At 71.4% G+C, this 26,795-nt stretch carries 27 protein-coding genes and 1 pseudogene; 10 read left to right on the top strand and 18 right to left on the bottom strand.

Going from position 1 to position 26,795, the window contains the following annotated elements; genetic code table 11:
- Positions 1–8 precede the first annotated feature (8 nt).
- From AB0F38_RS09630 to AB0F38_RS09615, 4 genes are all read right to left on the bottom strand, one after another.
- Positions 9–1,151, bottom strand: coding sequence for an XdhC/CoxI family protein (locus AB0F38_RS09630; RefSeq protein ID WP_361889334.1), 1,143 nt, complete (start codon positions 1,149–1,151; stop codon positions 9–11).
- Between the two features lie 64 nt (positions 1,152–1,215).
- Positions 1,216–3,633: a xanthine dehydrogenase subunit D gene (gene pucD / locus AB0F38_RS09625; protein WP_361889331.1), complete on the bottom strand. Its 2,418-nt coding sequence runs from the start codon at positions 3,631–3,633 to the stop codon at positions 1,216–1,218.
- Between the two features lie 2 nt (positions 3,634–3,635).
- On the bottom strand, positions 3,636–4,220 hold the full coding sequence (locus AB0F38_RS09620) for a (2Fe-2S)-binding protein (RefSeq protein ID WP_361889328.1): 585 nt from the start codon (positions 4,218–4,220) through the stop codon (positions 3,636–3,638).
- Positions 4,221–4,222: 2 nt separating this feature from the next.
- On the bottom strand, positions 4,223–5,113 hold the full coding sequence (locus tag AB0F38_RS09615; RefSeq protein ID WP_361889326.1) for a xanthine dehydrogenase family protein subunit M: 891 nt from the start codon (positions 5,111–5,113) through the stop codon (positions 4,223–4,225).
- A gap of 278 nt (positions 5,114–5,391) precedes the next feature.
- On the opposite strand from AB0F38_RS09615, the gene AB0F38_RS09610 reads away from it, so the two are divergent.
- The gene (locus AB0F38_RS09610) at positions 5,392–7,146 is read left to right on the top strand and encodes a PucR family transcriptional regulator ligand-binding domain-containing protein (protein WP_361889323.1); all 1,755 of its coding nucleotides are present in this window, start codon (positions 5,392–5,394) and stop codon (positions 7,144–7,146) included.
- A gap of 164 nt (positions 7,147–7,310) precedes the next feature.
- Positions 7,311–8,093, top strand: coding sequence for a hypothetical protein (locus AB0F38_RS09605; protein ID WP_361889320.1), 783 nt, complete (start codon positions 7,311–7,313; stop codon positions 8,091–8,093).
- Between the two features lie 84 nt (positions 8,094–8,177).
- Here the strand turns inward: AB0F38_RS09605 and AB0F38_RS09600 are convergent, their stop codons facing one another.
- Positions 8,178–8,927 carry a GntR family transcriptional regulator gene (locus AB0F38_RS09600; protein WP_361889318.1) on the bottom strand — a complete coding sequence of 250 codons (750 nt, stop codon included), beginning with the start codon at positions 8,925–8,927 and terminating at the stop codon, positions 8,178–8,180.
- Positions 8,928–9,066: 139 nt separating this feature from the next.
- On the opposite strand from AB0F38_RS09600, the gene AB0F38_RS09595 reads away from it, so the two are divergent.
- Both AB0F38_RS09595 and AB0F38_RS09590 read left to right on the top strand, forming a co-directional pair.
- Positions 9,067–9,915 carry a (2Fe-2S)-binding protein gene (locus AB0F38_RS09595; protein ID WP_361889315.1) on the top strand — a complete coding sequence of 283 codons (849 nt, stop codon included), beginning with the start codon at positions 9,067–9,069 and terminating at the stop codon, positions 9,913–9,915.
- A gap of 206 nt (positions 9,916–10,121) precedes the next feature.
- Positions 10,122–11,198 carry a DUF2637 domain-containing protein gene (locus AB0F38_RS09590; protein WP_361889312.1) on the top strand — a complete coding sequence of 359 codons (1,077 nt, stop codon included), beginning with the start codon at positions 10,122–10,124 and terminating at the stop codon, positions 11,196–11,198.
- 24 nt (positions 11,199–11,222) lie between these two features.
- On the opposite strand, the gene AB0F38_RS09585 is transcribed toward AB0F38_RS09590, so the two are convergent.
- Complete coding sequence (locus AB0F38_RS09585) at positions 11,223–11,633, bottom strand: ATP-binding protein (protein WP_361889309.1); 411 nt, start codon at positions 11,631–11,633, stop codon at positions 11,223–11,225.
- 242 nt (positions 11,634–11,875) lie between these two features.
- On the opposite strand from AB0F38_RS09585, the gene AB0F38_RS09580 reads away from it, so the two are divergent.
- Both AB0F38_RS09580 and AB0F38_RS09575 read left to right on the top strand, forming a co-directional pair.
- Positions 11,876–12,274: a ribonuclease domain-containing protein gene (locus AB0F38_RS09580; RefSeq protein WP_361889306.1), complete on the top strand. Its 399-nt coding sequence runs from the start codon at positions 11,876–11,878 to the stop codon at positions 12,272–12,274.
- Between the two features lie 94 nt (positions 12,275–12,368).
- Positions 12,369–12,758, top strand: coding sequence for a barstar family protein (locus AB0F38_RS09575; RefSeq protein ID WP_361889303.1), 390 nt, complete (start codon positions 12,369–12,371; stop codon positions 12,756–12,758).
- Positions 12,759–12,783: 25 nt separating this feature from the next.
- On the opposite strand, the gene AB0F38_RS09570 is transcribed toward AB0F38_RS09575, so the two are convergent.
- Positions 12,784–14,526: a pyruvate dehydrogenase gene (locus AB0F38_RS09570; RefSeq protein ID WP_361889300.1), complete on the bottom strand. Its 1,743-nt coding sequence runs from the start codon at positions 14,524–14,526 to the stop codon at positions 12,784–12,786.
- 80 nt (positions 14,527–14,606) lie between these two features.
- Positions 14,607–16,088: a protein phosphatase 2C domain-containing protein gene (locus AB0F38_RS09565; RefSeq protein WP_361889297.1), complete on the bottom strand. Its 1,482-nt coding sequence runs from the start codon at positions 16,086–16,088 to the stop codon at positions 14,607–14,609.
- A 314-nt stretch (positions 16,089–16,402) separates the two neighbouring features.
- Between AB0F38_RS09565 and AB0F38_RS09560 the strand changes: the two genes are divergently transcribed.
- Positions 16,403–17,389 (top strand): helix-turn-helix domain-containing protein, encoded by a 987-nt coding sequence (locus tag AB0F38_RS09560; RefSeq protein WP_361889295.1) that lies wholly within the window; start codon positions 16,403–16,405, stop codon positions 17,387–17,389.
- 57 nt (positions 17,390–17,446) lie between these two features.
- Entirely contained in the window at positions 17,447–17,929 is a 483-nt protein-coding gene (locus tag AB0F38_RS09555) for a DUF456 domain-containing protein (RefSeq protein WP_361889292.1), read from the top strand.
- A 302-nt stretch (positions 17,930–18,231) separates the two neighbouring features.
- Here the strand turns inward: AB0F38_RS09555 and AB0F38_RS09550 are convergent.
- Together AB0F38_RS09550 and rsgA are read right to left on the bottom strand one after the other, a co-directional pair.
- Positions 18,232–18,446, bottom strand: a pseudogene (locus tag AB0F38_RS09550) (Ada metal-binding domain-containing protein); the annotation flags it as partial.
- A 46-nt stretch (positions 18,447–18,492) separates the two neighbouring features.
- Entirely contained in the window at positions 18,493–19,644 is a 1,152-nt protein-coding gene (gene rsgA, locus AB0F38_RS09545) for a ribosome small subunit-dependent GTPase A (protein ID WP_361889289.1), read from the bottom strand.
- 317 nt (positions 19,645–19,961) lie between these two features.
- On the opposite strand from rsgA, the gene AB0F38_RS09540 reads away from it, so the two are divergent.
- Positions 19,962–20,462: a DUF5949 family protein gene (locus AB0F38_RS09540; RefSeq protein ID WP_361889286.1), complete on the top strand. Its 501-nt coding sequence runs from the start codon at positions 19,962–19,964 to the stop codon at positions 20,460–20,462.
- A 121-nt stretch (positions 20,463–20,583) separates the two neighbouring features.
- On the opposite strand, the gene AB0F38_RS09535 is transcribed toward AB0F38_RS09540, so the two are convergent.
- The 6 genes from AB0F38_RS09535 to AB0F38_RS09510 form a co-directional block, all read right to left on the bottom strand.
- Positions 20,584–20,994 (bottom strand): rodlin, encoded by a 411-nt coding sequence (locus AB0F38_RS09535; protein ID WP_361889283.1) that lies wholly within the window; start codon positions 20,992–20,994, stop codon positions 20,584–20,586.
- Between the two features lie 222 nt (positions 20,995–21,216).
- Positions 21,217–21,423, bottom strand: coding sequence for a hypothetical protein (locus AB0F38_RS09530; RefSeq protein ID WP_361889280.1), 207 nt, complete (start codon positions 21,421–21,423; stop codon positions 21,217–21,219).
- A 227-nt stretch (positions 21,424–21,650) separates the two neighbouring features.
- Positions 21,651–22,061 (bottom strand): rodlin, encoded by a 411-nt coding sequence (locus AB0F38_RS09525; RefSeq protein WP_361889276.1) that lies wholly within the window; start codon positions 22,059–22,061, stop codon positions 21,651–21,653.
- 182 nt (positions 22,062–22,243) lie between these two features.
- Positions 22,244–22,513, bottom strand: a complete 270-nt coding sequence (locus AB0F38_RS09520) for a hypothetical protein (protein WP_361889273.1) — start codon at positions 22,511–22,513, stop codon at positions 22,244–22,246.
- Between the two features lie 237 nt (positions 22,514–22,750).
- On the bottom strand, positions 22,751–22,984 hold the full coding sequence (locus tag AB0F38_RS09515) for a chaplin (RefSeq protein ID WP_361889270.1): 234 nt from the start codon (positions 22,982–22,984) through the stop codon (positions 22,751–22,753).
- A gap of 221 nt (positions 22,985–23,205) precedes the next feature.
- Positions 23,206–23,607 carry a rodlin gene (locus tag AB0F38_RS09510; protein ID WP_361889267.1) on the bottom strand — a complete coding sequence of 134 codons (402 nt, stop codon included), beginning with the start codon at positions 23,605–23,607 and terminating at the stop codon, positions 23,206–23,208.
- A 267-nt stretch (positions 23,608–23,874) separates the two neighbouring features.
- On the opposite strand from AB0F38_RS09510, the gene AB0F38_RS09505 reads away from it, so the two are divergent.
- On the top strand, positions 23,875–24,603 hold the full coding sequence (locus tag AB0F38_RS09505; RefSeq protein ID WP_361889265.1) for a chaplin: 729 nt from the start codon (positions 23,875–23,877) through the stop codon (positions 24,601–24,603).
- 311 nt (positions 24,604–24,914) lie between these two features.
- Here AB0F38_RS09505 and AB0F38_RS09500 read toward each other — a convergent pair whose 3' ends face one another.
- Together AB0F38_RS09500 and AB0F38_RS09495 are read right to left on the bottom strand one after the other, a co-directional pair.
- Positions 24,915–25,376, bottom strand: coding sequence for a MaoC family dehydratase (locus AB0F38_RS09500; protein WP_361889262.1), 462 nt, complete (start codon positions 25,374–25,376; stop codon positions 24,915–24,917).
- A 33-nt stretch (positions 25,377–25,409) separates the two neighbouring features.
- Positions 25,410–26,753 carry an MFS transporter gene (locus tag AB0F38_RS09495; RefSeq protein ID WP_361889259.1) on the bottom strand — a complete coding sequence of 448 codons (1,344 nt, stop codon included), beginning with the start codon at positions 26,751–26,753 and terminating at the stop codon, positions 25,410–25,412.
- Positions 26,754–26,795 lie beyond the last annotated feature (42 nt).

Raw genomic sequence — 26,795 nt, 5'->3', positions numbered from 1 at the left:
TGCGGGGGTCAGGCCACCGAGGCGAGGGGCGTCGGTCCGTCCTCGTGGTGGATCGGGGTGTGGGCTCCCGTCAGCGGTACTCCACTGCCGCCGCGCCGGTCGGCGACGATCTCCGCCACGATCGACAGGGCCGTCTCCTCGGGCGTGCGGGCCCCGAGATCCAGCCCGATCGGCGAGTGCAGGGAGGCCAGTTGGCGTTCGGTGACACCCGCCTCGCGCAGGCGCTCGTTGCGCTCCAGGTGCGTGCGGCGCGAACCCATCGCGCCGACGTAGGCGACCGGCAGCCGCAGGGCCAGTTCGAGGAGCGGCACGTCGAATCTGGCGTCGTGCGTGAGGACGCACAGCACGGTGCGCGCGTCCACGCCGGTGGCCGCGAGGTAGCGGTGCGGCCAGTCGACCACGATCTCGTCGGCCTCCGGGAAGCGGGCAGCGGTGGCGAATACGGGGCGGGCGTCGCAGACGGTCACGTGGTAGCCGAGGAAGCGGCCGGCCCGCACCAGGGCGGCGGCGAAGTCGATGGCCCCGAAGACGATCATCCTGGGCGGCGGAACGCTCGATTCGACGAGCAGGGTGAGGGGCCTGCCGCAACGCGATCCCTCGGCGCCGATGCCGACCGGCCCGGTGCGGCCCGCGTCCAGCATGGCTCGCGTCTCGGCGGCGGCGGTGCGGTCCAGTCCGGGGGACCCGCCGAGCCCGCCCTCGTACGTGCCGTCGGCGTGGACGAGGAGCGGGCGGCCCAGCAGGTCGTCGGGGCCCTCGGTGACCCGGGCGACCGCCGCCGCCGTCCCACCGGCGGCGGCGGCGAACGCGGCGGCGAACACCGGGCGTGCGGGATCGTCCGCCCGCACCGGTGTGACCAGGATGTCGATGACGCCGCCGCAGGTCAGGCCCACCGCGAAGGCGTCGTCGTCGCTGTAGCCGAAACGCTCGCGCACGGTGGTGCCGTCGTCGAGGGCCTGCCGGCACAGCTCGTACACCGCCCCCTCCACACATCCGCCGGAGACCGAACCGATGGCCGCGCCGTCGCTGTCGACGGCGAGTGCGGCGCCCGGCTGCCGGGGCGCGCTGCCGCCGACGGCCACCACGGTGGCCACGGCGAACTCGCGTCCCTGTCCGACCCACCGGTGGAGCTCCTCGGCGATGTCCAGCATGGCGTGTCTCCTTCCGACAGGGGTGCGAGGGGGTGCGCACCCCCCGGGACTTCCTGGTGGCGCGTCAGGTTCCGGTGATGTGCTCGGGGCGTACCGGTGTCCTGTTGAGCTCCAGTCCCGTCGCGTTCCGGATCGCCGCGAGGACGGCCGGGGTGGACGACAGGGTCGGGGCCTCGCCGACGCCACGGAGCCCGTACGGGGCGTGGTCGTCGGCGAGTTCGAGCACATCGACAGGGATGGTCGGGGTGTCGAGGATGGTGGGGATCAGATAGTCCGTGAAGGACGGATTGCGCACCTTCGCGGTCTTCGGATCGACGAGGATCTCCTCCATGACGGCGACACCCAGCCCCTGAATGGTGCCGCCCTGGATCTGGCCCTCGACCGACAGCGGGTTGAGGGCCTTGCCGACGTCCTGCGCGCAGGCGAGCTCGATGACCTTGACCAGTCCGAGCTCGGTGTCGACCTCCACGACCGCGCGGTGGGCGGCGAAGGAGTACTGGACATGGCCGTTGCCCTGGCCGGTCCGCAGGTCGAAGGCCTCGGTGGGCCGGTGGCGCCACTCCAGCTCGATGTCGACGGCCTCGTCCTCCAGCACCTCGGCCAGCGGGGCGAGCACCTCCCCGCCGTCGGTGACGACCTTGCCGCCCTCCAGGAGGAGTTCGGCGGTCGCCCACGCCGGGTGGTACGTGCCGAACTTGCGGCGGCCCATGTCCAGGACCTGCTCCCGGACGGCCTCGCAGGAGTGCTTCACGGCGCCGCCGGTGACGTACGTCTGGCGGGACGCCGAGGTCGATCCGGCCGAGCCGACCCGGGTGTCCGCCGGGTGGATGGTGACCTGGCTGACTCCGAGCTCGGTACGGGCGATCTGGGCGTGGACGGTGACGCCGCCCTGCCCGACCTCGGCCATCGCGGTGTGCACGGTGACCACGGGCTCACCGTTGATGACCTCCATCCGCACCCGGGCGGTGGAGTAGTCGTCGAAGCCCTCGGAGAAGCCGACGTTCTTGAGGCCGACCGCGTAACCGACCCCGCGCACCACGCCTTCGCCGTGCGTGGTGTTGGACAGTCCGCCGGGCAGGGCGCGCACGTCCACGGAGCTGCCCTCCGCGTCGGCCGAGAGCCACTGCTGCTCGGGCGGCATCGGGCGGGCCTTGACGCGGCGCAGCAGTTCGGCGACGGGGGCCGGCGAGTCGACGCGCTGGCCGGTGGGGAGCAGGGTGCCCTGCTCCATGGCGTTCAGCTGCCGGAGCTCGACGGGGTCCATGTCCAGCGCGGCTGCCAGCTTGTCCATCTGCGCCTCGTACGCGAAGCACGCCTGGACCGCGCCGAAGCCGCGCATGGCGCCGCAGGGCGGGTTGTTGGAGTAGAGCGCGAGCGCCTCGATGTCGACGTCCTCGACGACGTACGGGCCGACCGCGAGCGAGGCCGCGTTGCCGACGACCGCCGGGGAGGCGGAGGCGTAGGCACCGCCGTCCAGCACGATCCGGCACTTCATGTGGGTGAGCTTGCCGTCCCTGGTGGCGCCGTGCTCGTAGTGGAGCTTCGCCGGGTGCCGGTGGACGTGTCCGAAGAAGGACTCGAAGCGGTTGTAGACCATCTTGACGGGCTTGCCGGTGCGCAGGGCGAGCAGGCAGGCGTGGATCTGCATCGACAGGTCCTCGCGGCCTCCGAAGGCACCGCCGACGCCGGAGAGCGTCATACGGACCTTGTCCTCGGGAAGTCCGAGGACGGGGGCGATCTGGCGGAGGTCGGAGTGCAGCCACTGGGTGGCCACGTACAGTTCGACGCCGCCGTCCTCCGACGGCACTGCGAGGCCGGACTCGGGGCCGAGGAAGGCCTGGTCCTGCATCCCGAAGACGTAGTCGCCGGTGACGACGACGTCGGCCCGCCGCGCGGCGGTGTCCGCGTCGCCGCGGACGATCGGCTGGCGGTGCACGATGTTGGGGTGCGCGACATGGCCGATGTGGTGGTCGGTGCGGCCCTCGTGGACCAGGACGGCGTCGGGCGCGGTCGCGGACGCCTCGTCCGTGACGACCGGCAGCTCGGCGTAGTCGACGCGGATCCTGGCCGCGGCGCGGCGCGCGGTCTCGGGGTGGTCGGCGGCGACGAGGGCCACCGGCTCGCCGTGGTGGCGCACCTTGCCGTGGGCGAGGACCGGCGTGTCCTGGATCTCCAGGCCGTAGTTCTTCATCGCTGCGGGCAGGTCGTCGTAGGTCAGCACGGCGTACACGCCGGGCGTGGCGAGGGCCTCGCCGATGTCGATGGACCTGATCCGGGCGTGGGCGACGGTGGAGCGGAGCGTGTGGCCCCACAGCATGTCCTCGTGCCACATGTCCGAGGAGTACGCGAACTCCCCGGTGACCTTGAGGGTGCCGTCGGGGCGCAGGGTGGACTCGCCGATCCCGCCCCTGGTCTTCGAGCCCTGGGTGATCCTGGTGGGGGTGCCGGCCGGTTCGGAGGCGGCTCGTGGGTGCAGCGCCATGGCTATCGGACCGCCTCTTCCTGACGGGCGGCCGCGAGGCGGACCGCGTCGAGGATCTTCTCGTAGCCGGTGCAGCGGCAGAGGTTGCCGGAGAGCGCCTCGCGGATGTCCTGGTCGGACGGGGAGGGCCGCGCTTCGAGCAGTTCGTCGGCCGCGACCAGCAGGCCGGGGGTGCAGAAGCCGCACTGCACGGCGCCCGCGTCGATGAACGCCTGCTGGATCGGCGAGAGCTCCTCGGCGCTCTGCCCGTCACCGGCCTGTCGGCGCTGGGCGGTGTCGAGCGAGGTGCCGCAGGTGCCCGGGGCGCAGCCGGCGCCGGGGTGGGCGTCCTCGCGGTGCCTGGCGTAGTCCGCGAGACCTTCGACGGTGACGATCTCGCGGCCCTCCGCCTGGCCGGCCGCGACGAGACAGGAACACACCGGCACGCCGTCGAGACGGACCGTACAGGAACCGCATTCACCCTGCTCACAGGCGTTCTTCGACCCCGGGAGGCCCATGCGCTCACGCAGGACGTACAGGAGGGACTCCCCCTCCCACACGTCGTCGGCTTCCTGCTTGCGGCCGTTGACCGTGAAATTCACTCGCATGGTTAAGCAGCTCCTTCGAGGGTGCGGCCCGTGCCGCGGTACTGCTCCCAGGTCCAGCCCAGCGTGCGGCGGGCCATGATGCCGACGGCGTGCCTGCGGTAGGCCGCGGTGCCCCGCACGTCGTCGATGGGGTTGCAGGCGCCGGAGGCGAGCTGGGCGAACTGCTTGGCGACGGAGGGGGTGATGATCTTGCCGCTCTCCCAGAACCCGCCCTCCTCCAGCGCGGCGTTCAGGAACTCCTCGGCCTCCCTGGCCCGGACCGGGGTCGGGGCGGCGGAGCCGATGCCGGTCCGGACGGTGCGGGTCTCGGGGTGGAGGGCCAGGCCGAAGGCGCAGACGGCGATGACCATGGCGTTCCGGGTGCCGACCTTGGAGAACTGCTGGGGGCCGTCGGCCTTCTTGATGTGTACGGCACGGATCAGCTCGTCCGGGGCGAGGGCGTTGCGCTTGACGCCGGTGTAGAAGGTGTCGATCGGGATCATCCGGGTGCCGCGTACGGACTCGGCCTCGACCTCGGCGCCCGCGGCGAGCAGAGCCGGGTGGGCGTCACCCGCGGGTGACGCGGTGCCCAGGTTGCCCCCGACGCCGCCGCGGTTGCGGATCTGCGGCGAGGCGACGGTGTGCGAGGCGAGCGCGAGACCGGGCAGCTCGGTCCTGAGGTTCTCCATGATGGCGCTGTACGGCACGGAGGCGCCGAGTCGCACGGTGTCCCGGCCGGTCTGCCACTCGGACAGCTCACCGATCCGGTTCAGGTCCAGCAGGTGTGCGGGCCGCCGGTGGTCGAAATTGATCTCGACCATCACATCGGTGCCACCCGCGATGGGCACGGCCGTCGGATGCTCGGCCTTGGCGGCGAGCGCCTCCTCCCAGCTGGCGGGGCGAAGGAAGTCCATGAGTGGATCTCTTCTCGATCGGGTCGTTCGGCTGGGGGCGGGGTGCGGCCGGCCCGCTGCTGGTCGTTCCTGAGTCCTTGACACGTGTGTGACCCAGTACACAAGCCTTGCTCCACTCGGTGCAGTCACCGAAACCATGAAGGAATTGGCTGGCCCCCGTCCCCGTCTTGTAGATTCGAACGAATGGCGGGGGTCGGAAACCTCACCGCAATTCACAGGGGTACCCCGCCGCCCCCGCACCCCTCACGCACCAACGACGAGATCGGCGGCAATCGACGATGCGGCTGCGCGCACTGCTGGACACCGACGCGCTGGGCCTGCGGCTGCTCGGCGGCGAGGACGAGCTGGACCGTCCGGTCCGGGGCGTCATGACGACCGATCTGCGCGACCCCAGCCGCTACCTCTCCGGCGGCGAGCTGGTCCTCACGGGGCTGGCCTGGCGCCGGGACGCGTCGGACTCGGAGCCGTTCGTCCGGATCCTGGCCGGTGCCGGGGTGGCCGGGCTGGCGGCGGGCGAGGCGGAGCTCGGCGCCGTCCCGGACGATCTGGTCGAGGCGTGCCTGCGGCACCGGCTGCCGCTCTTCGCCGTCGACGAGACCGTCGCCTTCGCGACGGTCACCGAGCACGTGGTGCGCCAGGTCTCCGGCGAACGGGCCGGCGACCTGGCCGCCGTCGTCGACCGGCACCGAAGGCTGATGACCTCGGGCCCGGCGGGGGGCGGTCCCGAGGTGGTGCTCGATCTGCTCACCTCCGATCTCGATCTGCGGGCCTGGGTGCTCTCCCCCACGGGCCGGCAGATCGCCGGGGCGGGCGAGCCGCTGGCCGGGCCCGTGGGCGCGGCCCTGGCCGGACAGCATCTGGCGGCGACCCGGACCGGCCGCCGGGGCCCGCACCGGGCCGAGGTGGCCGGCACGACGTACGCGCTGTTCCCGATCCGTACGAACGGCCGGGGCGCGCCGCACGGCGCCCCCCGCGATGTGCGCGAGTCGGTGCTCTCGGACTGGCTGCTGGCCGTGGAGGCGGACGCGGGCGACTGGCCGGCCGAACGACTGGACCTGCTCCAGGGCGTCACCCAGCTGATCGCGGTCGAACGGGACCGTCGCGAAGCGGCCCGCACCGTACGCCGCAGGCTCGCCCAGGAGGTGCTGGAGCTGGTCCAGGCGGGCGCCGCCCCGGCGGAGATCGCGGCCAGGCTGCGGGTGGCCGCCCCGGTCCTGCTGCCGGGCCTCGGTGCGGCGCCGCACTGGCAGGTGGTGGTGGCCAGGGTCGAGTGGGCGGGCGGGGACACGGAACTCCCGGGCGGCCGGGTCGCCCAGGCGCTGCTGGAGGAGATCCTGGTCGACCCCGCGGTGACGGGACCCGACTCGGCGGACCGGATCGCGGTGGCGCACACGGGCGACGAGGCCATCGCCCTCGTACCCCTGCCTGCCGTCGCCCCGGCACCCGCCGCCGGTGGCGCGCCGGGTGACGAGGACGCGGACAAGCCCTCCGGAGCGCCCGGTGACAAGGGCGGGGAGCGACAGGAGCGGCGGGACACCGCCCTGCACGCCGAGGCCCTGCTCGCGACGGTCCGCGAGCCGCTGTCCGCGGGCCTCGCGGACGACGGCCGCCTGACACTGGGTGTCAGCGCAGCGGTGCATTCCGCCGAAGGTCTGCGCGGCGCCCTGGAGGAGGCCCGGCACGCCCGCCGGGTCGCGGCGGCCCGGCCGGGCCGGGTCTGCGCGGCCGGCCACCACGAGCTCGCCTCGCACGTCCTGCTGCTGCCCTTCGTGCCCGACGACGTACGCCGGGCGTTCACCGCACGGCTGCTGGACCCGCTGCGCGACTACGACCGGCGCCACCGCGCGGAGCTCATCGAGACGCTCGTGGCCTTCCTGGACTGTGACGGTTCCTGGACCCGCTGCGCGGCCCGGCTGCACCTCCACGTCAACACACTGCGCTATCGCGTAGGACGCATCGAGCAGTTGACGGGGCGTGACCTTTCGCGCCTGGAGGACAAGCTCGATTTCTTCCTCGCCCTGCGCATGAGCTGACGTCCGGGCCCGGCCCGGGCCCGGACGGGTTCCGCGCGATTGTGAATTCTTTCACCTGACATCGATCCCGACCCCTTGGCCCGACGTGCCATTCCGTGCTGAGATGCGCCCAGACCCAACAGCTCGATGGCGCGCTCGGGGAGGGCAATGTGGCGCATACCGCCATGTCTGGTTCCGGAACGACAGCAGATGACGATCCGCCGCTCCAGACAGCGGTATGGCGGCTGCGCTCACGCGCCTGCTGGACCGACGCGGCCGCGCTGCTCGAACCGCGCGCGGCCACCGACCCCGCCGCCGCCCTCCAGCGGACCTCCCTGCTGACCGAGCGGTGCCTCTACACCGGCACCGGGTGGACCGACGCCGAGGACGCGCTGCGCAACGCGGAAGCGCTCGCCCACGACAACACCGAACGGGGGGCCGCCGCCTGCGAGCGCGGCTATCTCGCCTACGCCTCGACCCTGCTCGGCGTACGGGACCGGGCCGACGAGGCCAGCGTGGCGCTGAGCAGGGCCGCGGCGCTGCTCGCCCCCGCGGCGCCCGGCCGCCCGCTGCTGGACTTCCGCCGCGGGCTGATCGCCCAGAACATCGCCGACGCACCCCAGTCCGCCCGCGCCGCGTACCGCAGGGCGCACGCCGGGGCAACGGCCCAGGGGGACCAGCTGCTGCTCTCGTTCACCTGGCGCCACCTCGCCTCGCTCGCCCTGCGGGAGGGCGAGCTCGCGGAGGCCCGGCACGGCTTCGCGGAGTCGCTGCGCATAAGGGAGGAGCTGGGCTACCTCGTCGGTACGGCCCCGGCGCTCATCTCCCTCGCGGACGCCGAGACGGAACCCGAGGCGGCCCGGCTGCGCGCCGAGGCGGGCCGACTGTTCCGGCTGCTCGGCGGCGTACCGACGTGGCTGGCCCCCCGGCTGGAACCGCCGGCTCCGGAGACCGTCGAGGCGAACTGAGGGCGGCCCGTCCTCCGCGGGATCCTCGGCCCGCCCGGTCAGGCTCGGCCAAGGGGGCGGGCGGCCGGGCGTGCCCGGCGGCCCTCAGCCGTCCGCGCCGTTGAAGTGTTCGCGTACCAGGGACTGCACCACCGCGAGGTCCCGGGCGATCAGCGCGTCCAGCAGCGCGGTGTGTTCCGAGGCGTCGGCGAGCAGGTCGGCGCGGCGGGTGGCCGGGTTGCTGACCAGTGGCCACTGGGACCGGCGGTGGAGGTCGTCGGCGATCATCACGAGCTGCTCGTTGCCCGACAGCGCGAGAACGGCGCGGTGGAAGGCGCGGTCGCACTCCGCGTAGCTCGCCCGGTCACCGACGGCGGCCGCCGCGACCGTGGCGTCGGCCAGCGGCCGCAGGGCGCACCAGCTGCCCGCCGGGACGGTGCGGGCCAGCCGCAGCATCACGGGGACCTCGATCAGGGCACGCACCTCGGCGAGCTCCGCCAGCTCCCGCGGGCCGCGTTCGCTGACCCGGAAGCCGCGGTTGGGCACGACCTCGACGGCGCCCTCGATGGCCAGTTGCTGCATGGCCTCGCGCACCGGGGTCGCGGAGACGCCGAAGCGGGCGCCCAGCGCCGGGGCCGAGTAGACCTGTCCGGGTGCCAGCTCACCGCCGACGAGTGCGGCGCGCAGGGCGTCGAGGATCTGGCCGCGCACGGAGTGCCGCTGCACCACCCGGGGCGCGCGCGGCTCGCCGTGGGTGTGCTCGCCGCGCGCCTGCTCGGGCACGCGGAAGCCCGGCGGGGTCGCCGAGGATGCGTACGGCGGGTGTACGCCGTCGCGCGCTCTGCCCTGCTCCACCGGAACCTCCTCCCACTGGCCGGCCCGGCTGCGCCCGGCCCCTGTGCACGATAGGCGGGGCGGGCCCCAGTTCAAACACCGATCATTTCGGGTAAGGTAAGGCTTACCTGTCAAAGATCGTGATTCGGGGGTCCCCCGCATGACCGTCCCCGCCCTGCTCACCGCCATCGCCCCGTCCCCCGTGACGGCGGCGTACGCGCGTCTGGCCGAGGTCTTTCCCGGCCTGCGCGCCGAGGTGCTCACCGATGACGACCCGGCGCCGTCGGGTGCCGGGTGGGTCGGTGCGGCCGAACTCGCGGAGGGCGGCGCGGCCCTGGACGCCTTCCTGGCCTGCGACGACGCCCAGGTGGTGCGGGACTACGGCATGCGGGCCCGCCCGGACGTGGTGGCCAGCTTCGGGCTGCACCGCTACGCCTGGCCCGCATGCCTGCTGGTGACCCTGCCCTGGTTCCTGCACCGCCGGGTGCCGCGGGTCCCCGTGCGGGACGTCTCCTTCCAGCGGGCGACGGGCCGTCTGACACTGCGCGTGAGCGAATTCGCCTGCCTGCCGGACGACCCCGCGGCGGCCCTTCCCGGCGCCCGGGTCGTCCCGGACGAGGCCGCTCTGCGGGCCGAGGTCCTCGAGTCCGTGGCGGAACACATCGGTCCGGTGCTGGACGGGTTCGGGCCGCGCATGCGGCGCGGCAAGCGGGCGCTGTGGGGCATGGCGACGGACGAGATCGTCGAGGGCCTCTGGTACATCGCGCATCTGCTCGGCGAGGAGCGCCGCGCGATGAAGGAGCTGGAGCTGCTCCTGCCCGGCACCACCAAGCCGTACGTGGGCACCGCCGGTTTCCGTGAACTGACCGGCCCCGACGGCGAATCGCTCCCGACCCGCGACCGTGCGAGCTGCTGTCTGTTCTACACGCTGCGTCCGGAGGACACCTGCGTCACCTGCCCGCGCACCTGCGACGCCGACCGCGTTCGGAAGCTGACGCCCGCGCCGTGAGCGCCCCTTCCCGGACCATGCCGCTCGTCCGGGGGACTCAGATTCGAACGTAACTCCCTATTAACGTGAGGGCGTTCGAGGAGAATCCGCCCAACGACGAGCCCGGTCACCCCGATGGCGTTCACTTGTCCCGAAACCCGCTGAGCGGGGCGTCGCTTCCGCCACCATGGCGTCCGAAACGCCCTACGCGACGCAAGGGACCGCGCATGAGACTGACCGACATATCGCTTGACTGGCTGCTTCCGGGCGCCGTGCTGCTCGTGGGGGTCATGGCGGCGGTGACGGTGGTCGCGCGCGGCAGGCGCGCCGCTGAGAAGTCCGCAGCCGACGACAGCTGGGAACGCAGCGAGGAGCGCCGCAGGCGCAAGGAGGCGCTGTACGCGACCGCCTCGTACGTCCTGCTGTTCTGCTGCGCCGCGGTGGCAGCCGCCCTCTCCTTCCACGGACTCGTCGGCTTCGGCCGGCAAAACCTCAGCCTCTCCGGGGGCTGGGAGTACCTGGTGCCGTTCGGCCTCGACGGGGCGGCCATGTTCTGCTCGGTGCTCGCCGTGCGCGAGGCCAGCCACGGTGACGCCGCACTCGGCTCCCGGCTCCTCGTGTGGACCTTCGCCGGTGCCGCCGCCTGGTTCAACTGGGTGCACGCACCACGCGGGCTGGACCACGCGGGCGCCCCGCACTTCTTCGCGGGGATGTCGCTCTCGGCGGCCGTGCTGTTCGACCGCGCGCTGAAGCAGACCCGCCGCGCCGCCCTGCGGGAGCAGGGTCTGGTACCCCGCCCGCTGCCGCAGATCCGGATCGTCCGGTGGCTGCGGGCACCCCGGGAGACCTTCGGCGCCTGGTCGCTGATGCTCCTCGAGGGCGTACGCACCCTGGACGAGGCGGTCGACGAGGTACGCGAGGACCGCCGGGAGAGGGAACAGGACCGGCACCGCAGGCGGGACCAGGCGAAGCTGGACCGGGCGCAGATCAAGGCCCTGAACCGGCAGAACCGGTCCTGGGCGCGCGGTGGCCGCCGGCTGGAGGTCCAGGCCATCGCCCCCGCTACGGGCGGCGGCACGCCGACCGTAGCGGAGCCTGCCATAACAGAGCCGGGACAGCTGCCCCTGCGCCACCGGCCGTCCCTGCAAGCCGTGAACGGCTCGAACTCCAGGAGCACTTCGGCACAGACCGCGAGCGGTGACCCCGCGATCGTCGACCTCACCACCGAGGACGACACCCAGACCCTGCCCCGGCTCGATTCGCTGGAGCGGAAACTCAGGGATCTGGAGCAGCAGTTCGGCTGAGCGGTGCGATCCGCGCGGCGGCCGTCAGGTCTTCCCGCCGTCCAGCTCGAACCAGACCACCTTGCCCAGCGCCTGCGCCGTGACCCCCCAGGAGTCCGCCAGGCTCTGCACGAGGAGCAGCCCTCTGCCGTGCGTACCGTCGTCGGCGTTCGGTACGTACGGCGCGGGCTCCTGCCCCGGCACGAAGTCGCGCACCTCCACGCGTAATCGGGCGGGAGCCGCTGTCACGGTGACCACGGCCCCGTTCCGCGTGTGGATCAGGGCGTTCGTCACCAACTCGCTCAGCAGGAGCTCCGCCACGTCGGTCTCCTCCGGGCGCGAGCGGTGCCGTAGGAACTCTCTCAACGCACCGCGTACTTCCCCCACGCCCGACAGATCGGCGTGGCCGATTCTCCGGTGCAACCGGACCGGCCGGCTCTCCTGTCGCTTCGTCATGTCCCCCGCGCGCACCGTGAATCGGCCTCCCTTGATTCCGTCAGGTCTCGAACACCGTCACGGGATGCATGCCCCACAGACGGGCGGCCACGCTTTTCCCGGCGCCAACAGGTGAAGGCACTTCGGGGCAACTCCCGCCGGAAGTCAGGTGCGTTACGTTTCCGTACCCACGGTTAACTCCCAAAAAATTCACACAGGGTGGCGTTGACGGAAGGGGATCTACGCGCGTCATCATGGTGGACATGCGAATCCCCCCACGGATCACCACGCTCGGCGGCATCGCCGCCCTCCTGTCCGTCCTCTTCGTCGGCGGACCCGTCACGGCAACGGCGGCGACCGTTCCCTCGACCACTGCCGTCGGCAGCATCTGCTACTCCGCGCTGCCGTCCCAGGCACATGACACCCTCGACCTGATCGACGCGGGCGGACCTTTCCCGTTCGATCAGGACGGCACCGTCTTCCAGAACCGGGAAGGCATCCTGCCGAGCCAGGGAACGGGCTACTACCACGAGTACACGGTCATCACCCCGGGCTCGGACACGCGCGGGGCACGGCGGATCGTGACGGGTGAAGAGGTCCAGGAGGACTACTACACCGCGGACCACTACGAGTCCTTCGACCTGGTCGACCACGGCTGCTGATCAGCACCACCCCGGTCCGGTCCGCGCCGTTGTCCCCCACCTGCGGCGCGGATCACCGGACGGGAACCGCAAGGCGCGCTTGTACCCTCCATCCATGACCGTGATCTATGTGATCGACGGCTCCGAGGTCACCGGCCTGGAGCGCTTCTGGGATGTGGTCGGTGAGGCCGTGAACGGTCCCGGCGGCTATTTCGGGCGCAATCTCGACGCCTTCGCCGACTGCCTGGGCGGCGGCATGGGCACCCCGGACGACGCCGACTTCGTCATCGAATGGCGCGACCACGCCCTGTCCGCCCGCGCGCTGGGCCATGAGGAGACCGCCCGTCGGCTGCGCCGCACCCTCAGCCGTGCGGACGCCACCGGCAGGGCACGGGTGGAGACGGAGCTGGCCGAGGCGCTGGCCGGCCGGGGGCCGACGCTCTTCGACCAGCTGGTGCAGATCATCACGGACCGCACCGCGCCCGGGACCCTGCGCCTGCGGTGACGGCGCCGCGCCCCGGAGCGGATCCTCAAGGGCGGGGCACGTTACGGAGGTTGGAGCGGGCCATCTGGAGCATCCGGCCCACACCGCCGTCCAGCACCATCTTGCCGGCGGAGAGGGCGAATCCGGTGACCATGTCGGCGCTGATCTTCGGCGGGATGGACAGGGCGTTCGGGTCGGTGACCACATCGACGAGTGCGGGCCCCTTGTGCTTGAAGGCGTCCCTGAGGGCGCGCTCCAGCTGTTTGGGCTTCTCCACCCGCACCCCGTAGACCCCGGCGGCCCGGGCGACCGCCGCGAAGTCCGGGTTCTTGTTGGTCGTGCCGAACGACGGCAGTCCCGCCACCAGCATCTCCAGCTCGACCATGCCGAGCGAGGAGTTGTTGAACAGGACGACCTTCACCGGGAGGTCGTACTGGACGAGCGTGAGGAAGTCGCCCATCAGCATGGTGAATCCGCCGTCACCGGACATCGACACGACCTGCCGGTTCCGGTCGGTGAACTGGGCGCCGATCGCCTGCGGCAGCGCGTTCGCCATCGAGCCGTGGCTGAACGAACCGATCACCCGGCGCCTGCCGTTGGGCGTGAGATAGCGGGCCGCCCACACATTGCACATGCCGGTGTCGACGGTGAACACCGCGTCTTCGTCGGCGAGTTCGTCCAGCACGGCGGCGACGTACTCGGGGTGGATCGGCACGTGCTTCTCGACCTTGCGGGTGTACGCCTTGACCACGCCCTCCAGCGCGTCGGCGTGCTTCTTCAGCATCCGGTCGAGGAACTTGCGGTCGGTCTTGGCCTTCACCCTCGGCGTCAGGGCCCGCAGCGTCTCGCGCACATCGCCCCAGACCGCCAGATCGAGCTTGGAGCGCCTGCCCAGGTGCTCGGGCCGCACATCGACCTGGACGATCTTCACATCGGTCGGGAGGAACGCGTTGTACGGGAAGTCGGTGCCCAGCAGGATCAGCAGATCGCACTCGTTGGTGGCCTCGTAGGCGGCGCCGTAGCCGAGCAGCCCGCTCATGCCGACGTCGTACGGATTGTCGTACTGGATCCACTCCTTGCCGCGCAGCGCGTGGCCGACCGGTGCCTTCACACGCTCGGCGAACGCCATCACCTCCGCATGCGCGCCCGCTGTCCCGCTGCCGCAGAACAGCGTCACCCGCCTGGCCTCGTCGACCATGCGGCAGAGCTTCTCGATCTCCCCGTCACCGGGCTTCACGGAGGGCCGCGAGGTGACGAGGGCGTGCTCGATCGACTTCTCGGGAGCCGGTTGGGAGGCGATGTCCCCGGGCATCGACACGACGCTGACGCCGCCGCGGCCGATCGCGTGCTGGATGGCCGTCTGGAGCAGGCGCGGCATCTGCTGCGGGTTGGAGATCATCTCGTTGTAGTGGCTGCACTCCTGGAAGAGCAGCTCGGGATGGGTCTCCTGGAAGTAGCCGAGGCCGATCTCGCTCGACGGGATGTGCGAAGCAAGGGCGAGCACGGGGGCCATCGAGCGGTGGGCGTCGTAGAGGCCGTTGATGAGGTGCAGATTGCCCGGTCCGCAGGATCCGGCACAGGCGGCCAGGGTCCCGGTGATCTGGGCCTCCGCACCGGCGGCGAACGCGGCGGTCTCCTCGTGCCTGACCTGGATCCACTCGATGGCGGCGTTCCGCCGGACGGCGTCGACGACGGGATTGAGGCTGTCACCGACGACGCCGTACAGCCGCTTGACCCCCGCCCGCACGAGAATGTCGACGAACTGTTCCGACACGTTCTGCTTGGCCATGGGTGCGCACCCTCTCTGTGTGTGCTCCGTGCACATGCGGCTGCCCCGCTACGGAGTCCATCAACCCACGGTGCGCGCGGTTACGCCTCCCAGACTGCGGCGCTCGTGCGGTCGTCGCCGTACCCCTTGATCCTGAGCTGGGTGTCGGCCAGATAGGCGGGCAGGCCGGGCGGGCCCGGCGCCCAGCGCCGGGCGAGCTCCTCGGCGAGGACCGGCTCGCCGCGCATCGGTTCGGCCAGTCCGTCGCCGCAGAGCAGCAGGGTGTCCCCCGCGCGGGCGACCGAGGCGCGGAACCGGAAGGGCTCGGCGGGCGGCGCCGGGCTCCCGGCGTACGGGGACGGGGGTGTGGTGATCCGCAGATCCGTCGTCAGCCTGGCGCCGCCCGGGCCCTCTTCGCCCACCGCGCCGCCGGACGGCGCCGGGACGAGCGGTTCGAGGTCCTGCCAGACGCCGTCGCGGAGCCGGAAGAGGCCGCCCCCACCGATGCCGAAGAAGACCCGGGTGCGGCACTCCGGATCGGCGGGCAGGAGCAGGCAGCGCAGCCCCGCGGCGTACGCGGAAGGTTCGAGGCCGAGCTCGGCGGCACGGGCGCGCAACCTGCCGTAGGTGCGGTCGGTGAGGCGGTGCAGACCCGATCTGAGGTCGCCCCGGCGTCCCGCCCTTATGTCGGCGCAGAGCCTGGCGTGGCTGCGGGCGACGGCACCGCCGATCGAGCGGCAGGCTTCGGCGGCGGCGAGGTGGGCGTGTCCGGCGGCTCTGGCACCCGCGGCCACCGCGACCAGGACCAGTGCCTCGTCCCCGGTGCCGAAGCGCGCGGTGAGCAGGGCGTCGCGACGGGTTTCGCCGCGGAAGCGCGCCAAGTCGCCGCGCACGGAGGCCGCCCGCAGCGTGTACGTCCCGTACCGGGCACCGTCGAGCACCGTGTCGGGAACGAGTCCGCCGATGTCGTCGGGGCCGGAGGCGGGCAGCGCGGCGGGCTCGGCGTCGTAGGCAGGCGGCCGGTCCCCGAGGTGGCCGACCGTCGGGCGCGACTGCTCCTCCCCGGGCACGTGCGCGACACCGGCGGGGGCTGTCGGCCCGGACGGCGCCTCCGGGGTCAGCGGTACGGCGAAGGTGCGCGGCCGGGCGGGTCCGGCCGGGGCCTCCCAGGGGGCGGGCACGGCCAGGGTGCGCGGGGGCGCGGGGAGCGTTGGCACGGGGGGTGCCTCCGGTGCGGGCGGCGGCGGCACCGGCAAGGTCCGCGCGGGCGGCGCGGGAAGGTGCTCCGGTGCACGGGGTCGCTCCGGCGCGGGAGGTGCGGGAGGTGCGGGAGGTGCGGGCGCATCCCACGGCGTGCCCTTCACCGGTTCCGCCTCCGGTGTGCGGGGGTCGGGCACCGGCACCACCGGGACCGGGCGGTCCACGGGGTCCGGCGCCCCGCCCACCGCGTCCGATGCGGAGTCGAAGCGGTCGTCGAGGCTGTCCGGCGCGTCGCCCGGGCCCGTGTCCGGCACGGTCCCGTCGTACAGCCTGCGCCACCAGTCGTCCTCGTGGGCGGTGGGCTTCTCCCCCTGCTGACTCATGCCCATAGTGTCCACCGCACAGGCCGTGCGAAAACGGGTCGTCAGGAAAAGAGGCCCGGAAGTGACGCCCGTGCGGCGGCCGGCGAAGGGCCGGCCGGCGATCGCGGACGCGTCGCTCGCCCCGGGTGATCGCGGAACGGAGCACAGCGGGCCGTGCTTCCGCGGAGAGTCGGCCGGTACCGCTGTGACGCCACACTGACCGAGGGCGCGCCAGTACGGGGCATGATGTGCCCGTCGCATATACGCCGTGGCCGATTCCCGCCACGGCCGTACGGGCGCAGCGATGTGCGATCACCACCGGGGAGGGTCCGAGGATGCTGGCAGCGATAGGTCTCGACGAGAGACAGGAAGCGGCCTACCGCGCACTGGTCGCGGCGGGCGCGGTGGAACTCCCTGATCTCGCGCGCCGGCTGGCGCTGCCCGAGGCGGACACCGAGCGGGCGCTGCGCCGGCTGGAGCAGCAGGGGCTGGCGGCCCCGTCCTCGTCACGGGCGGACCGCTGGGTGGCGGCTCCGCCCGGGGTCGCGCTGGGTGCGCTGCTGGCGCGGCAGCGGCACGAGCTGGAACAGGCCGAGCTGGCATCGGCGCTGCTCGCCGAGGAGTACCGGGCGGAGGCGGCCGTGCCCACGGTTCACGACCTGGTGGAGGTGGTGACGGGTGCGCGTGCCGTGGCCCACCGCTTCCACCAGCTGCGGCTGGGCGCCAGGTCCGAGGTCTGCGCGCTGGTCGCGGGCAAGCCGGTCGCGGTCGCCGGTACGGAGAGCGGGTCCGAGGAACGGACCACGACGCGCGGGGTGTCCTACCGGACGGTCGTCGAGCGGGACGTGCTGTCGCTGCCCTCCGGGATCGTCGAGCTGTCGGCCGCGCTGAGCCGTGACGAACAGTGCCGGGTGGTCGACCGGGTGCCGACGGAGCTGGTGGTCGCCGACGCGTCCCTGGCCCTGGTGCCGCTGACCGGCCGGGGTGCGGAACCCTCCGCGCTGGTCGTCCACGCCAGCGGTCTGCTGGAGTCGCTGATGGGGCTCTTCGAGGCTGTATGGCGGGACTCGATGCCACTGCGGCTGGGCGGGAACGGCATCCGGGAGGGGGCAGGACCGGGGCCGGATCCGACCGATCTGGAGATCCTGTCGCTGCTGCTGGCGGGTCTGACCGACGCGAGCGTGGCGAAACAGCTGGAGCTGGGGCTCCGGACGGTACAGCGGCGGGTGAAGGGGTTGATGGAGCTCACCGGCGTCACCACCCGGCTGCAGCTGGGCTGGCATGCCTACGAACGCGGATGGGTGGCCCGCGCCCCGCGCTGAGCGCCCCGCCACCGGCGCTGACGGGCGGGACCGGACGGACTCCGGCAGGCTGGTCGAATGAGTGTGTGGCAGCTCGTTGCCGTCGGGGCGGTGATGCTGCTCGGCCTGGTCGGCGTACCGGCGCCGGGCGTACCGGGCCAGGCGATCGTCTGGGCGGCGGTGCTGTGGTGGGCGTTGACGGACACGACGCCGGTCGCCTGGGGCGTGCTGATCGGGGCGACGTGCCTGCTGCTCCTGAACCAGGCGCTGAAAGCACTGCTGCCCTCGCGCCGCCCGCACGAGACGGGCGCCCCTCGCAAGACGTTGACGCTGGGCGGGCTCGCCGCGATCGTCGGCTTCTTCGTCGTCCCGGTGGTGGGTGGGATCCTGGGCTACGTGGGCGCGGTCTACGGTGCCGAGCGGCTGCGGCTGGGCAGCCACGGGGCGGGCTGGGCCTCGTTGAAGTCGGTGATGCGGGCGACCGGATACTCGGTGCTCGTGGAGCTCTTCTGCTGCCTGATGGTGGCGGGGGCGTGGCTGGGCGCGGTGGTCTGGGGCTGACGGACGGCTGCCGGATCCGCGTCCGCGGGCGCGGGACCCACGGCCGAGGTGCCGGGCCGGGGTCGAGTGGCGCCGGAGCCGTGAGGGAATCAGCCGAGGAGGTCGTCCGCGTCCGCGCGGGGGAAGATCCGCAGCTGGGATCTCGACGCGTGCCGGGACCTACGGCCCCGCGGGTCCGTGCTGCCGAGGTCCGGGTCCGCGGGCTCCGGATGGCGTGCGGCGTACGAGCACCAGGGCCGCAGGCGCCCGGTGCCCCGTTCAGGTGAGCCGGTGCTGCGGCCGAGCCGGCCGGGCCCGGGACGCTCGCAGTCCACGATGCCCTCGCCGATCATCCGCACGGCGCGTCCGACGGCATCGGCGCGGATGCTCCGGTCGGCGAAGCCGGGCACGGCGTCCGGGCGGCAGCTCGCGCCGCCCGGAAGCCGTTGTTCTGAGCCGCGGCCTCGGTGGGATGGAACCGCACGTTCTTCCGTCCCGGGGTGACCGCGGGGCGGCTCGGCCGGCACGGGATGCCGGTGTGCGCCACCCCCGGGCCCGCACCCGCGGAGCCCGGGGCGGCTGCGCTACCGCTTCCGGCCCTGCTTGACCGCAAGGGCCGCGCGGCCCTCCGCCGTCCTGCGCTTCCACTCGCGCAGGTTCTCGGAACGCAGCCGGGCGTCGGTCTTCGCCGCGATGCGGTGGTTCTCCCGGAGCAGCTTGCGGTAGCTGTCCAGGCGCCGCTCGGGCAGCGTGCCGTCCTCGATCGCGCCGAGTACGGCGCAGCCGGGCTCGGCCTCGTGGGCGCAGTCGTGGAACCTGCACTGCTGTGCCAGGTCCTCGATCTCGGAGAAGACCTGGCCGACGCCCGTCTCCGCGTCCCAGAGGCCGACCCCCCGCAGTCCGGGGGTGTCGATCAGCGTGCCGCCGCCGGGCAGCACGAGGAGGTTGCGCGTCGTGGTGGTGTGCCGGCCCTTGCCGTCCACGTCGCGCGCGGCCCGCACGCCCATCACCTCCTCGCCGAGCAGGGTGTTGGCGAGGGTCGACTTGCCCGCCCCGGAGAGCCCGAGCAGCACGCTCGTACCGCCCGAGACGATGGCGCCGAACACATCGGTCCCCTCACCGGTGGCGGAACTGACCGGCAGCACCTGCACCCCGGGGGCGATGCGCTCGATGTCCTCGACCAGATGGGACAGCGTGGTCACGTCGGGGACCAGATCGGCCTTGGTGAGCAGGACGAGTGGGTCTGCCTCGTACCTGTCGGCCTGCGTACCGTCGCCGAGCAGCGCGTCACCGGCGGTGCTGGACATCGCCAGCGCGAGGAAGCGTTCCAGGCGCCCGAGGTCCAGCTCGACGGCGAGCGAGACGCAGATGACGATGTGGTCGATGTTCGTCGCGAGCACCTGCCCCTCGGAGCGCTGCGAGGACGTCGAGCGTACGAACGCGGTGCGCCGGGGAAGGAGCGTACGGACGAACTGCGGGTCGCCGTCGGGGTCGACGGCCACCCAGTCGCCGGTGCAGACGATCCGCATCGGGTCGCGGGGCACGACGAACGCGGTGTCCGCCCTGAGGATGCCGTCCGAGGTGACCACGTCGCACTGCCCGCGGTCCACCCGCACCACGCGGCCGGGCAGGAGTCCCTGCTCGGCATACGGGGCGAAGGCGGCAGCCCAGTCGTCGTCCCAGCCGTACGGGGCCAGCGGGTGCGACGAGGAGGTACGAAGAATGGGGAAAGACAAGGGAAACCCTTCACAAGGGTGGCCCCGGCAACGCGCGTTCGAGCGCGGAGAAAGGAAGTCGGGTTCAGCCGGCGGCCACAGGGGTGGGAACGATGCTCTTCGTGTGGGCAGCGCCCATCGCAACGACAGTCATCAATGTCCTCACCTCCTGGTTCCTTGAACTCCACACACCCTAGCCCGGGGCCGCCCGGCGGCGTCAACAGGTTTTCCGCACGTGACCGCACGCCCAGGGATTTCGCCGGAGTTGACGGAAAATATCCCTCGATCAGGTGATACGCATATACAAAGGCCGGTCTCGGGCCGTTAGTGTGCCGGACATGACCTCACCCCAGACCGCCACCGGCACGTTCACCCAGGCCCAGTTGGGCACCCAGATCCTCCTCGGCTGGAGCGGCGAGAACCACGTGAGCGGCCGTGACGTCGCCTTCCTCCTCACCTATGCGCTCGGCGACGGGCAGGACGGACCGGAGGTGGGCGAGCGGGCCATGCGAGCGGCTCTCGAACGCAGCGGACTGCGGGTGGGGGGCGAGACGTTGGACGCCACCGACAAGCCCAGCCTCCCGGTGAAGCTCCTCATCCAGGCCGGCCAGGTCGTTCTGACGATGCCGCACTTCAAGGCGCAGTACACGGTCCCGCGCGACTGGCTGGCAGTGGCCCAGGCGGAGGGCCAGGTGCACGGCATGTTCGCCACGCGTCCGTGGCCCGCGGCCGTTCCGGGGCAGCCGGTCGGCGAGGAGCTGTTGCGGTCCTTCGTGGGCGACCCGGAGGTGATCGCAACCTCCGCCCACTGCATCCTGCCGGTACGCCGCCTGGCCTGACCGCCGTCGCACCGCGCATGACGATGCCCACCACCCCCGTGGAGTGGTGGGCATCGCCGCAGGCGGCCCTCACCGGCGCGCGTGCGGACGGTTCCGTGACCGGCCGTACGCAGCCGTGCTGTCAGCTGTTGCCGAGGCCGTTGCCCGAGATCACCGGGATGTCGTTCAGGATGTGCGACAGCGGCTCGTCACCCTTGGCCTGGGTGGAGTTGTCGGCGCACTGCTGGTTCTGCGGGTTGGACAGCACGTTGATGTCCTGGACCGCGACCGCGGCGGGGACGCCGGCGAGCGAACTCGTGTTGACCTTGGCGGGCAGCCCGACACACAGCTTGTTCAGCGAACCCTGGACCAGGCTGAGCTGCGGGCTCTGGTCACCCTTGGTGACGCTGTTGCCGTACTCCGACTCGGCACCGTTGCCGTTGACCGTCGTCGTGCCGTGGTCGTTGCCGATCGCCATCGCCGAGGGGGCCGCAGCGGCGGACAGACCGAGCAGGGACACAGCCACAGTCGCGCCGGCCATCATCTTCTTCATCACGCTTCACCTTTCGGAGCGTCCCGTTGTGGAACGTACTGACTAACCCCAAGCGGACGATTCAGTTCCGCTACTCCACTCAAACGGGTTGAATCAGGTGCCGGGCCGACGCGCCGCCAGTGTGCTGCGCCAGGCGACGTTTGCCCGTCAAGGAGCGGCGTCGGGTGCCTGCTCTCGGCGTGCCGGGCGTCGCGACGGGGGCGAACGTCGCCTGTTACGGCACTAGTCCGTGTCCGCGGTACGCGCGGCCGGGACGAAGACGCTTCCCCGGTCGTGCACGGGCCCGCGGGAGGACGGGTGTTGCGGACGTGGCGGGGCCTCGCGCCTGGCCGCCTGGCACCACTCGGCGAGCAGCCTGTCGTAAATGGGTGTGGCGCCCTCCGGCCGGTGGTCACGGCCGGGCGCGTGGTGACTGTCGTACTGATCCATGAGGACCACCTACCCGACCGGGCGGACCGCGTCGGGCGCGACTGGGGCAACCGGCCCAATTCCCGCACTATCGGGCTACCCGACCCGCAGCACGGCGGACCCGGACCCGGGACGCGGGCACGGCGAAGGGGCCGGTCCATCCAGGCTCCCGAAGGACGGTTGCCGCACGGATGGACCGGCCCCTCAGATCATCGGCTGCGGAGAGGCAGGAGGGGAGCTATCGGCGGTCAGCGGTTGCCCGCACCGTTGCCCGAGAGGATCGGGATGTCGTCCAGGATGTGCGACAGCGCCTCGTCACCCTTGGCCTGGGTCGAGTTCTCGGTGCACTGCTGGTTCTGCGGCGAGGACAGGACGTTGATGTCCTGGAGCGCGATCGGGGCGGCGCCGACGAGCGAACTGATGTTGGCCTTGGCCGGGAGCGCGATGCAGGGCTTGTTGAACGATCCCTGGATGAGACCGATCTGCGGACTCATGTCACCATGCGTGCTGCTGTTGCCGTACGCCTGCACGGCACCGTTGCCGTTGACGGACGTGGTGCCGTGGTCGTTTCCGATCGCCATGGCCGAGGGGGCCGCAGCGGCGGAAATACCTACGACGGAGGCGGCGACTGCCGCCGACGCCAGGATCTTCTTCATCATGAACTAACCCTTCTGGTTATTCTGTTGCCCGCCTGTCCGGAGCATTCTGAGCAACTCGTTCGGGCGGATATAGTTGCGCCATTTCACTCGAACGGCGTGCTTCTCGTCCGGCCATCGCCGCATTTCACGGACGCCGGCAACGAGACTGTCGTGCGTCGGGAACGGACTCGTGCGGCGACGGCTCAGCCGCCGAGCGGCAGCCCGCCCATGAGGGGGGCGACCTTCTTGGTAACACCTGCCGCCGCCCCGTCCTCCCGGACCGCCTCGGCGGTGTCGCCGACCGCGTCCACCACCTGGTTCGCGACCTGCGGCGTGGTGGACGTGAGTTCGTTCACGCCACTGGTGAGGCTGAAATGAGGGCCCGTGGCGGTGGTGACCGCGAAGGCGGGAGCGGCCGTTCCGAGAGCGGCCACGGAGCCGGCGAGACAGGCGACAGTCTTCGCGTACTTCACTTTCGGGTTCCCTTCTCGAGCGGCGTCCGTTCGGTCGCGTTTCCACACCGCACAGGCCTCTTTTTCCTGTGACTTCCGCCGCTTTCATCCGGGATAACGATCGGGCAGCGGGCGGGCAACTGGAAAGGGCATGATTTCTTGGTACGCACGGAAAAGTCCCGGAACACGGAAGTGTGCTCCGGGACCTCCCTCCGAAAAGCCCCAGCCGGACCGGCCGGGGCCCGCCGGGGAACGGCGTCAGTCGTTGATGCAGATGTTGCCGAACGCCGGGTTGAGCAGACCGGGGGCGTTCAGGGTGTTGCCGCAGAGATTGACCGGAATGTGGATGGGAACCTGCACGACATTACCGGACAGGACGCCCGGGGAGTTGGCAGCAACGGCCTTGGCGCCGGAGTCGGCCATGGCCGGGGCGGCGGCACCGAGCGCCATGAGGGTTCCGGCGGCAACGGCGGCAACCTTGGTGTACTTCACTTTCGTCCCTTTCTGCAGCGAAGCCCTGAGCGGTCACGTATTTCGCGCCGCACGAGCACTGTGGAGAATGTGCCCGTGGCTCCGGTTCTGTAATCCGTAACGATTGAGGGGCAGCATCGAAACTCTATGGGAGAAGTTTCCTGGAAAACCCCCCGAATGATGCAGGCCCGGGCCGCACGATGGAGGAATGTCGGCGGCCCGGGCCGGTCCTTGCGGCTTGATCAGCCGTTACCGGCACCGTTGCCGGAGAGAACCGGGATGTCGGAGAGGATGTGCGACAGCGGCTCGTCACCCTTGGCCTGGGTCGAGTTGTCGGTGCACTGCTGGTTCTGCGGCGAGGACAGGACGTTGATGTCCTGGAGCGCGATCGGGGCGGCACCGACGAGCGAAGCGACGTTGGCCTTGAGCGGCAGGCCGACACAGGGCTTGTTGAGTGAGCCCTGGACCAGGCTGAGCTGCGGGCTCTGGTCACCCTTGGTGACGCTGTTGCCGTACTCCGACTCGGCACCGTTGCCGTTGATCGACGTCGTGCCCGTGTCGTCTCCGATCGCCATGGCGGTCGTTGCCGAGAGACCGAGGATGGAGGCGGCGACGGCACCCGTAGCCAGAACCTTCTTGATCACGATGAACCCTTCTCGTACCGATTGCCCCGCAACGGAGCACCCTGACCAACTCACCATCGGACGTTTGGTTCCGCCCGTTCACCCGATTGCCAGCATTCCCGCGACAACACGAACACACGTACGTAACTCTTCCGGGTGGTTACAGGATTTCCACCGGTCCTCAAGTTTCCCCCGCACGCGGAGCATCGTTAGAGAGTCGTCCGCGTGCATGGAATGACGTTCCATCAGGGCCACCGCCCACGCGAATTTCCCGAAGAAGGGCAAGTAATGCGACAGGTTCTGAATAAAAGCATGATCGTCATGGCGGCGGCATCGGGCATCCTGGGCGTCGCCGGCGGTTACGCACACGCCGACGCCTCGGCCGAAGGCATCGCCGCCAACTCGCCCGGTGTCGGTTCGGGCAACGCCGTACAGGTGCCGGTGCACGTCCCGGTCAACCTCTGCGGCAACACGGTCAATGTGATCGCCCTGCTGAACCCGGCCTTCGGCAACACCTGCGCGAACGTCGACTCCGGCAAGGACCACCACGATGAAGCCTCCGGGTCGAGCGCGGAGGGCGTGGCCACCGGCTCGCCGGGCGTGGTGTCGGGCAACCAGGCCCAGGTGCCCATCGACCTCCCGGTGAACGCCTGCGGCAACTCCGTGGACGTCGTCGGCGCGCTGAACCCGGCCTTCGGCAACACCTGCGTCAACGACAGCGACGGCGGGCACCACCCGCCGGTCGAGCCCCCGGTCGTCGAGCCGCCCGTCGAGAAGCCGCCGGTCGTCGAGCCCCCGGCCGTCAAGCCCCCCGCCGAGGAGCCCCCGACCGCCAAGCCGCCGGTGGACAAGCCCCCGGTGGACGTGCCGCCGCCCGGCAACCCCGGCCCGAGCACCCCCGACACGCAGCTGGCCCAGACCGGTGCGGGGGAGATCGGTCTGGCCGCCGGCGCGAGCGCGGCTCTGCTGCTCGGCGGAGCGGTTCTCATGCGTCGCACCCGCGGTTCGCGCACCTAGTCGCGGTACACACGGAGAGAGGGGCCGCCCGGCAGCGTCAGGTGCTGCCGGCCGGCCCCTCTTCCCGTACTACGCATGTGCCCCGCGCGGTCCGGGACGTCCGCGGTGCCAGGAAGGGGTCCAGGACCCAACCCCGCTCACCGGCGAGTGTGCCGCGGCAGGCAACGTTTGCCCGTCGAGGAGCGGCGTCGGGTGCCTGCTCTCGGCGTGCCGGCCGGAAGTCCTCGTACGGGACGCAGTCGGGCTTCCGGCCGGTGCGGCGAGCGTGCGTGCCGGGCGTCGCGACGGGGCGAACGTCGCCTGTTACGGCACTAGGAAGGGTAGAAGTGCGTCAGCGACTCCGCGGCACAGGCCGGCTTCTGCGACCCTTCGAGCTCGAAGGTGAACGCCCGGGTCATCTGTACGCCGCCCCGCGCGACCTCCGTCACCTCGGTGACGGCCGCGTGCAGGCGTACGCGGCTGCCGACGGGGACGGGCGCCGGGTACCTGACACGGTTGACCCCGTAGTTGAGCGCGCGTCCCACGCCGCTGACCCGGAGCAGCTCGCCGAACATCGGGATGCCCCAGCTCAGGACCATGTAGCCGTGGGCGATGGTGCGCCCGTACGGGCCCTCCGCGGCGCGTTCGACGTCGGTGTGGATCCACTGGTGGTCCCCGGAGACACGGGCGTACGCGTCGATGAGCTCCTGGGTGATCTCCTTCCAGCCGGAGTGCCCGAGGTCGCGTCCGCCGAGGGCGAGGATCTCCGGGATGCCGTGCACGGTCAGGGGCATGGGGCGGTGGTCCGTTCTGCTCGCGGGCGGGGTTCAGGCGGTGACGGGGGCGGTGCGCGGTGCGGCGGCCGGCTCGGCGGCCAGCTCGTCGTGGTTGGGACGCTTGAGCAGCAGGAGCATGCAGCCCAGGGTCAGCGCCACCTGGAAGACCGCGTACACGATGACGGCGGTGATCGAGCCCGTCCGGTTGAGCAGGAACTGGCCGATGATCGGGGTCGTCCCGCCGAGCAGGGTGCCGCACAGCTGGTAGCAGAGCGAGATGCCGGTGTAGCGCAGGTGGGCCGGGAAGCGACTGGCGAGCATGCCGGCCAGGGCCGCGTAGTAGAGGCAGTGGGGGATGGTGGCGACGGCGACACCGAGCATCGCCAGGCCGTAGTTCTCGGTGCTGATGAGGACGAACATCACCGGCATCAGGATCAGTTCGGGCACCAGCATCACGGTCACCGCGCGGGACCAGCTCTTCATCCGGGTGGCGATGAGCGCGCCGAAGGGCTGGACGATGATCTGGGTGACGTTGGCGACGAGGATGATCGTCAGGAACGAGCTGCGGTCGAAGTCGAGCGTCGTGGTGGCCCAGGACAGGGCGAACGTCGACTTGAAGTACGTCGCCGACAGGCCGATCGTGCAGGCGCCGATGCCGAGGACGATCAGCATGGGGTGGCTGCGCAGGACCTCGGTCAGCGGGAGCTTGACGACTTCCTTCTTCTCGATGAGCTCGGCCATGGCCGGGGACTCTGCGACCTTCAGCCGGACCAGCAGTCCCACGATGACGAGGGCGGCGGAGGCGAGGAAGGGCACCCGCCAGCCCCAGGAGACGAAGGCTTCGTCGGGCAGCCGGCTGATGGCGAGGAAGCTCAGTGTGGAGAGGGTGTTGCCGACGGGCGAGCCCTGCTGGGCGAACGCCCCGTACAGCACCGACTTGCCCTTGGGCGCGTGCTCGGAGGCGATCAGGACGGAGCCGCCCCACTCGCCGCCGAGGCCGATGCCCTGGATCATGCGGATGCAGACCAGCAGGATCGGGGCGGCGATGCCGATGGAGGCGTAGCCGGGGAGCAGACCGATCGCGGTGGTGGAGATGCCCATCATCAGCAGGGTGATGACGAGGGTCTTCTTACGGCCGAGACGGTCGCCGTAGTGGCCGAAGACGATGCCGCCGATCGGGCGGGCGAGGAAGCCGACCCAGAAGGTGGCGAAGGCGACCAGGGTGCCTATGGGGCCTTCGAGTTCGGGGAAGAAGACCTTGTCGAAGACGAGCGCTGCCGCGGTTCCGTAGATGTAGAAGTCGAACCACTCGATGGTGGAGCCGATGAAGGCTCCGAACCCCGCACGGTTGGCGGCTTTCGTCTTCGCGCGTGCGGTTGCGGTGGACGCACTCATAGGTGGCTCCCGTGAACATCGTTGATCAAGCGGATGGGGGCA

Origin of the sequence: Streptomyces sp. NPDC025273, from assembly GCF_040638585.1 — a bacterium.
GTDB classification, from domain to species: domain Bacteria; phylum Actinomycetota; class Actinomycetes; order Streptomycetales; family Streptomycetaceae; genus Streptomyces; species Streptomyces cinereorectus.
This window is presented reverse-complemented; position numbering and strand designations above follow the sequence as displayed.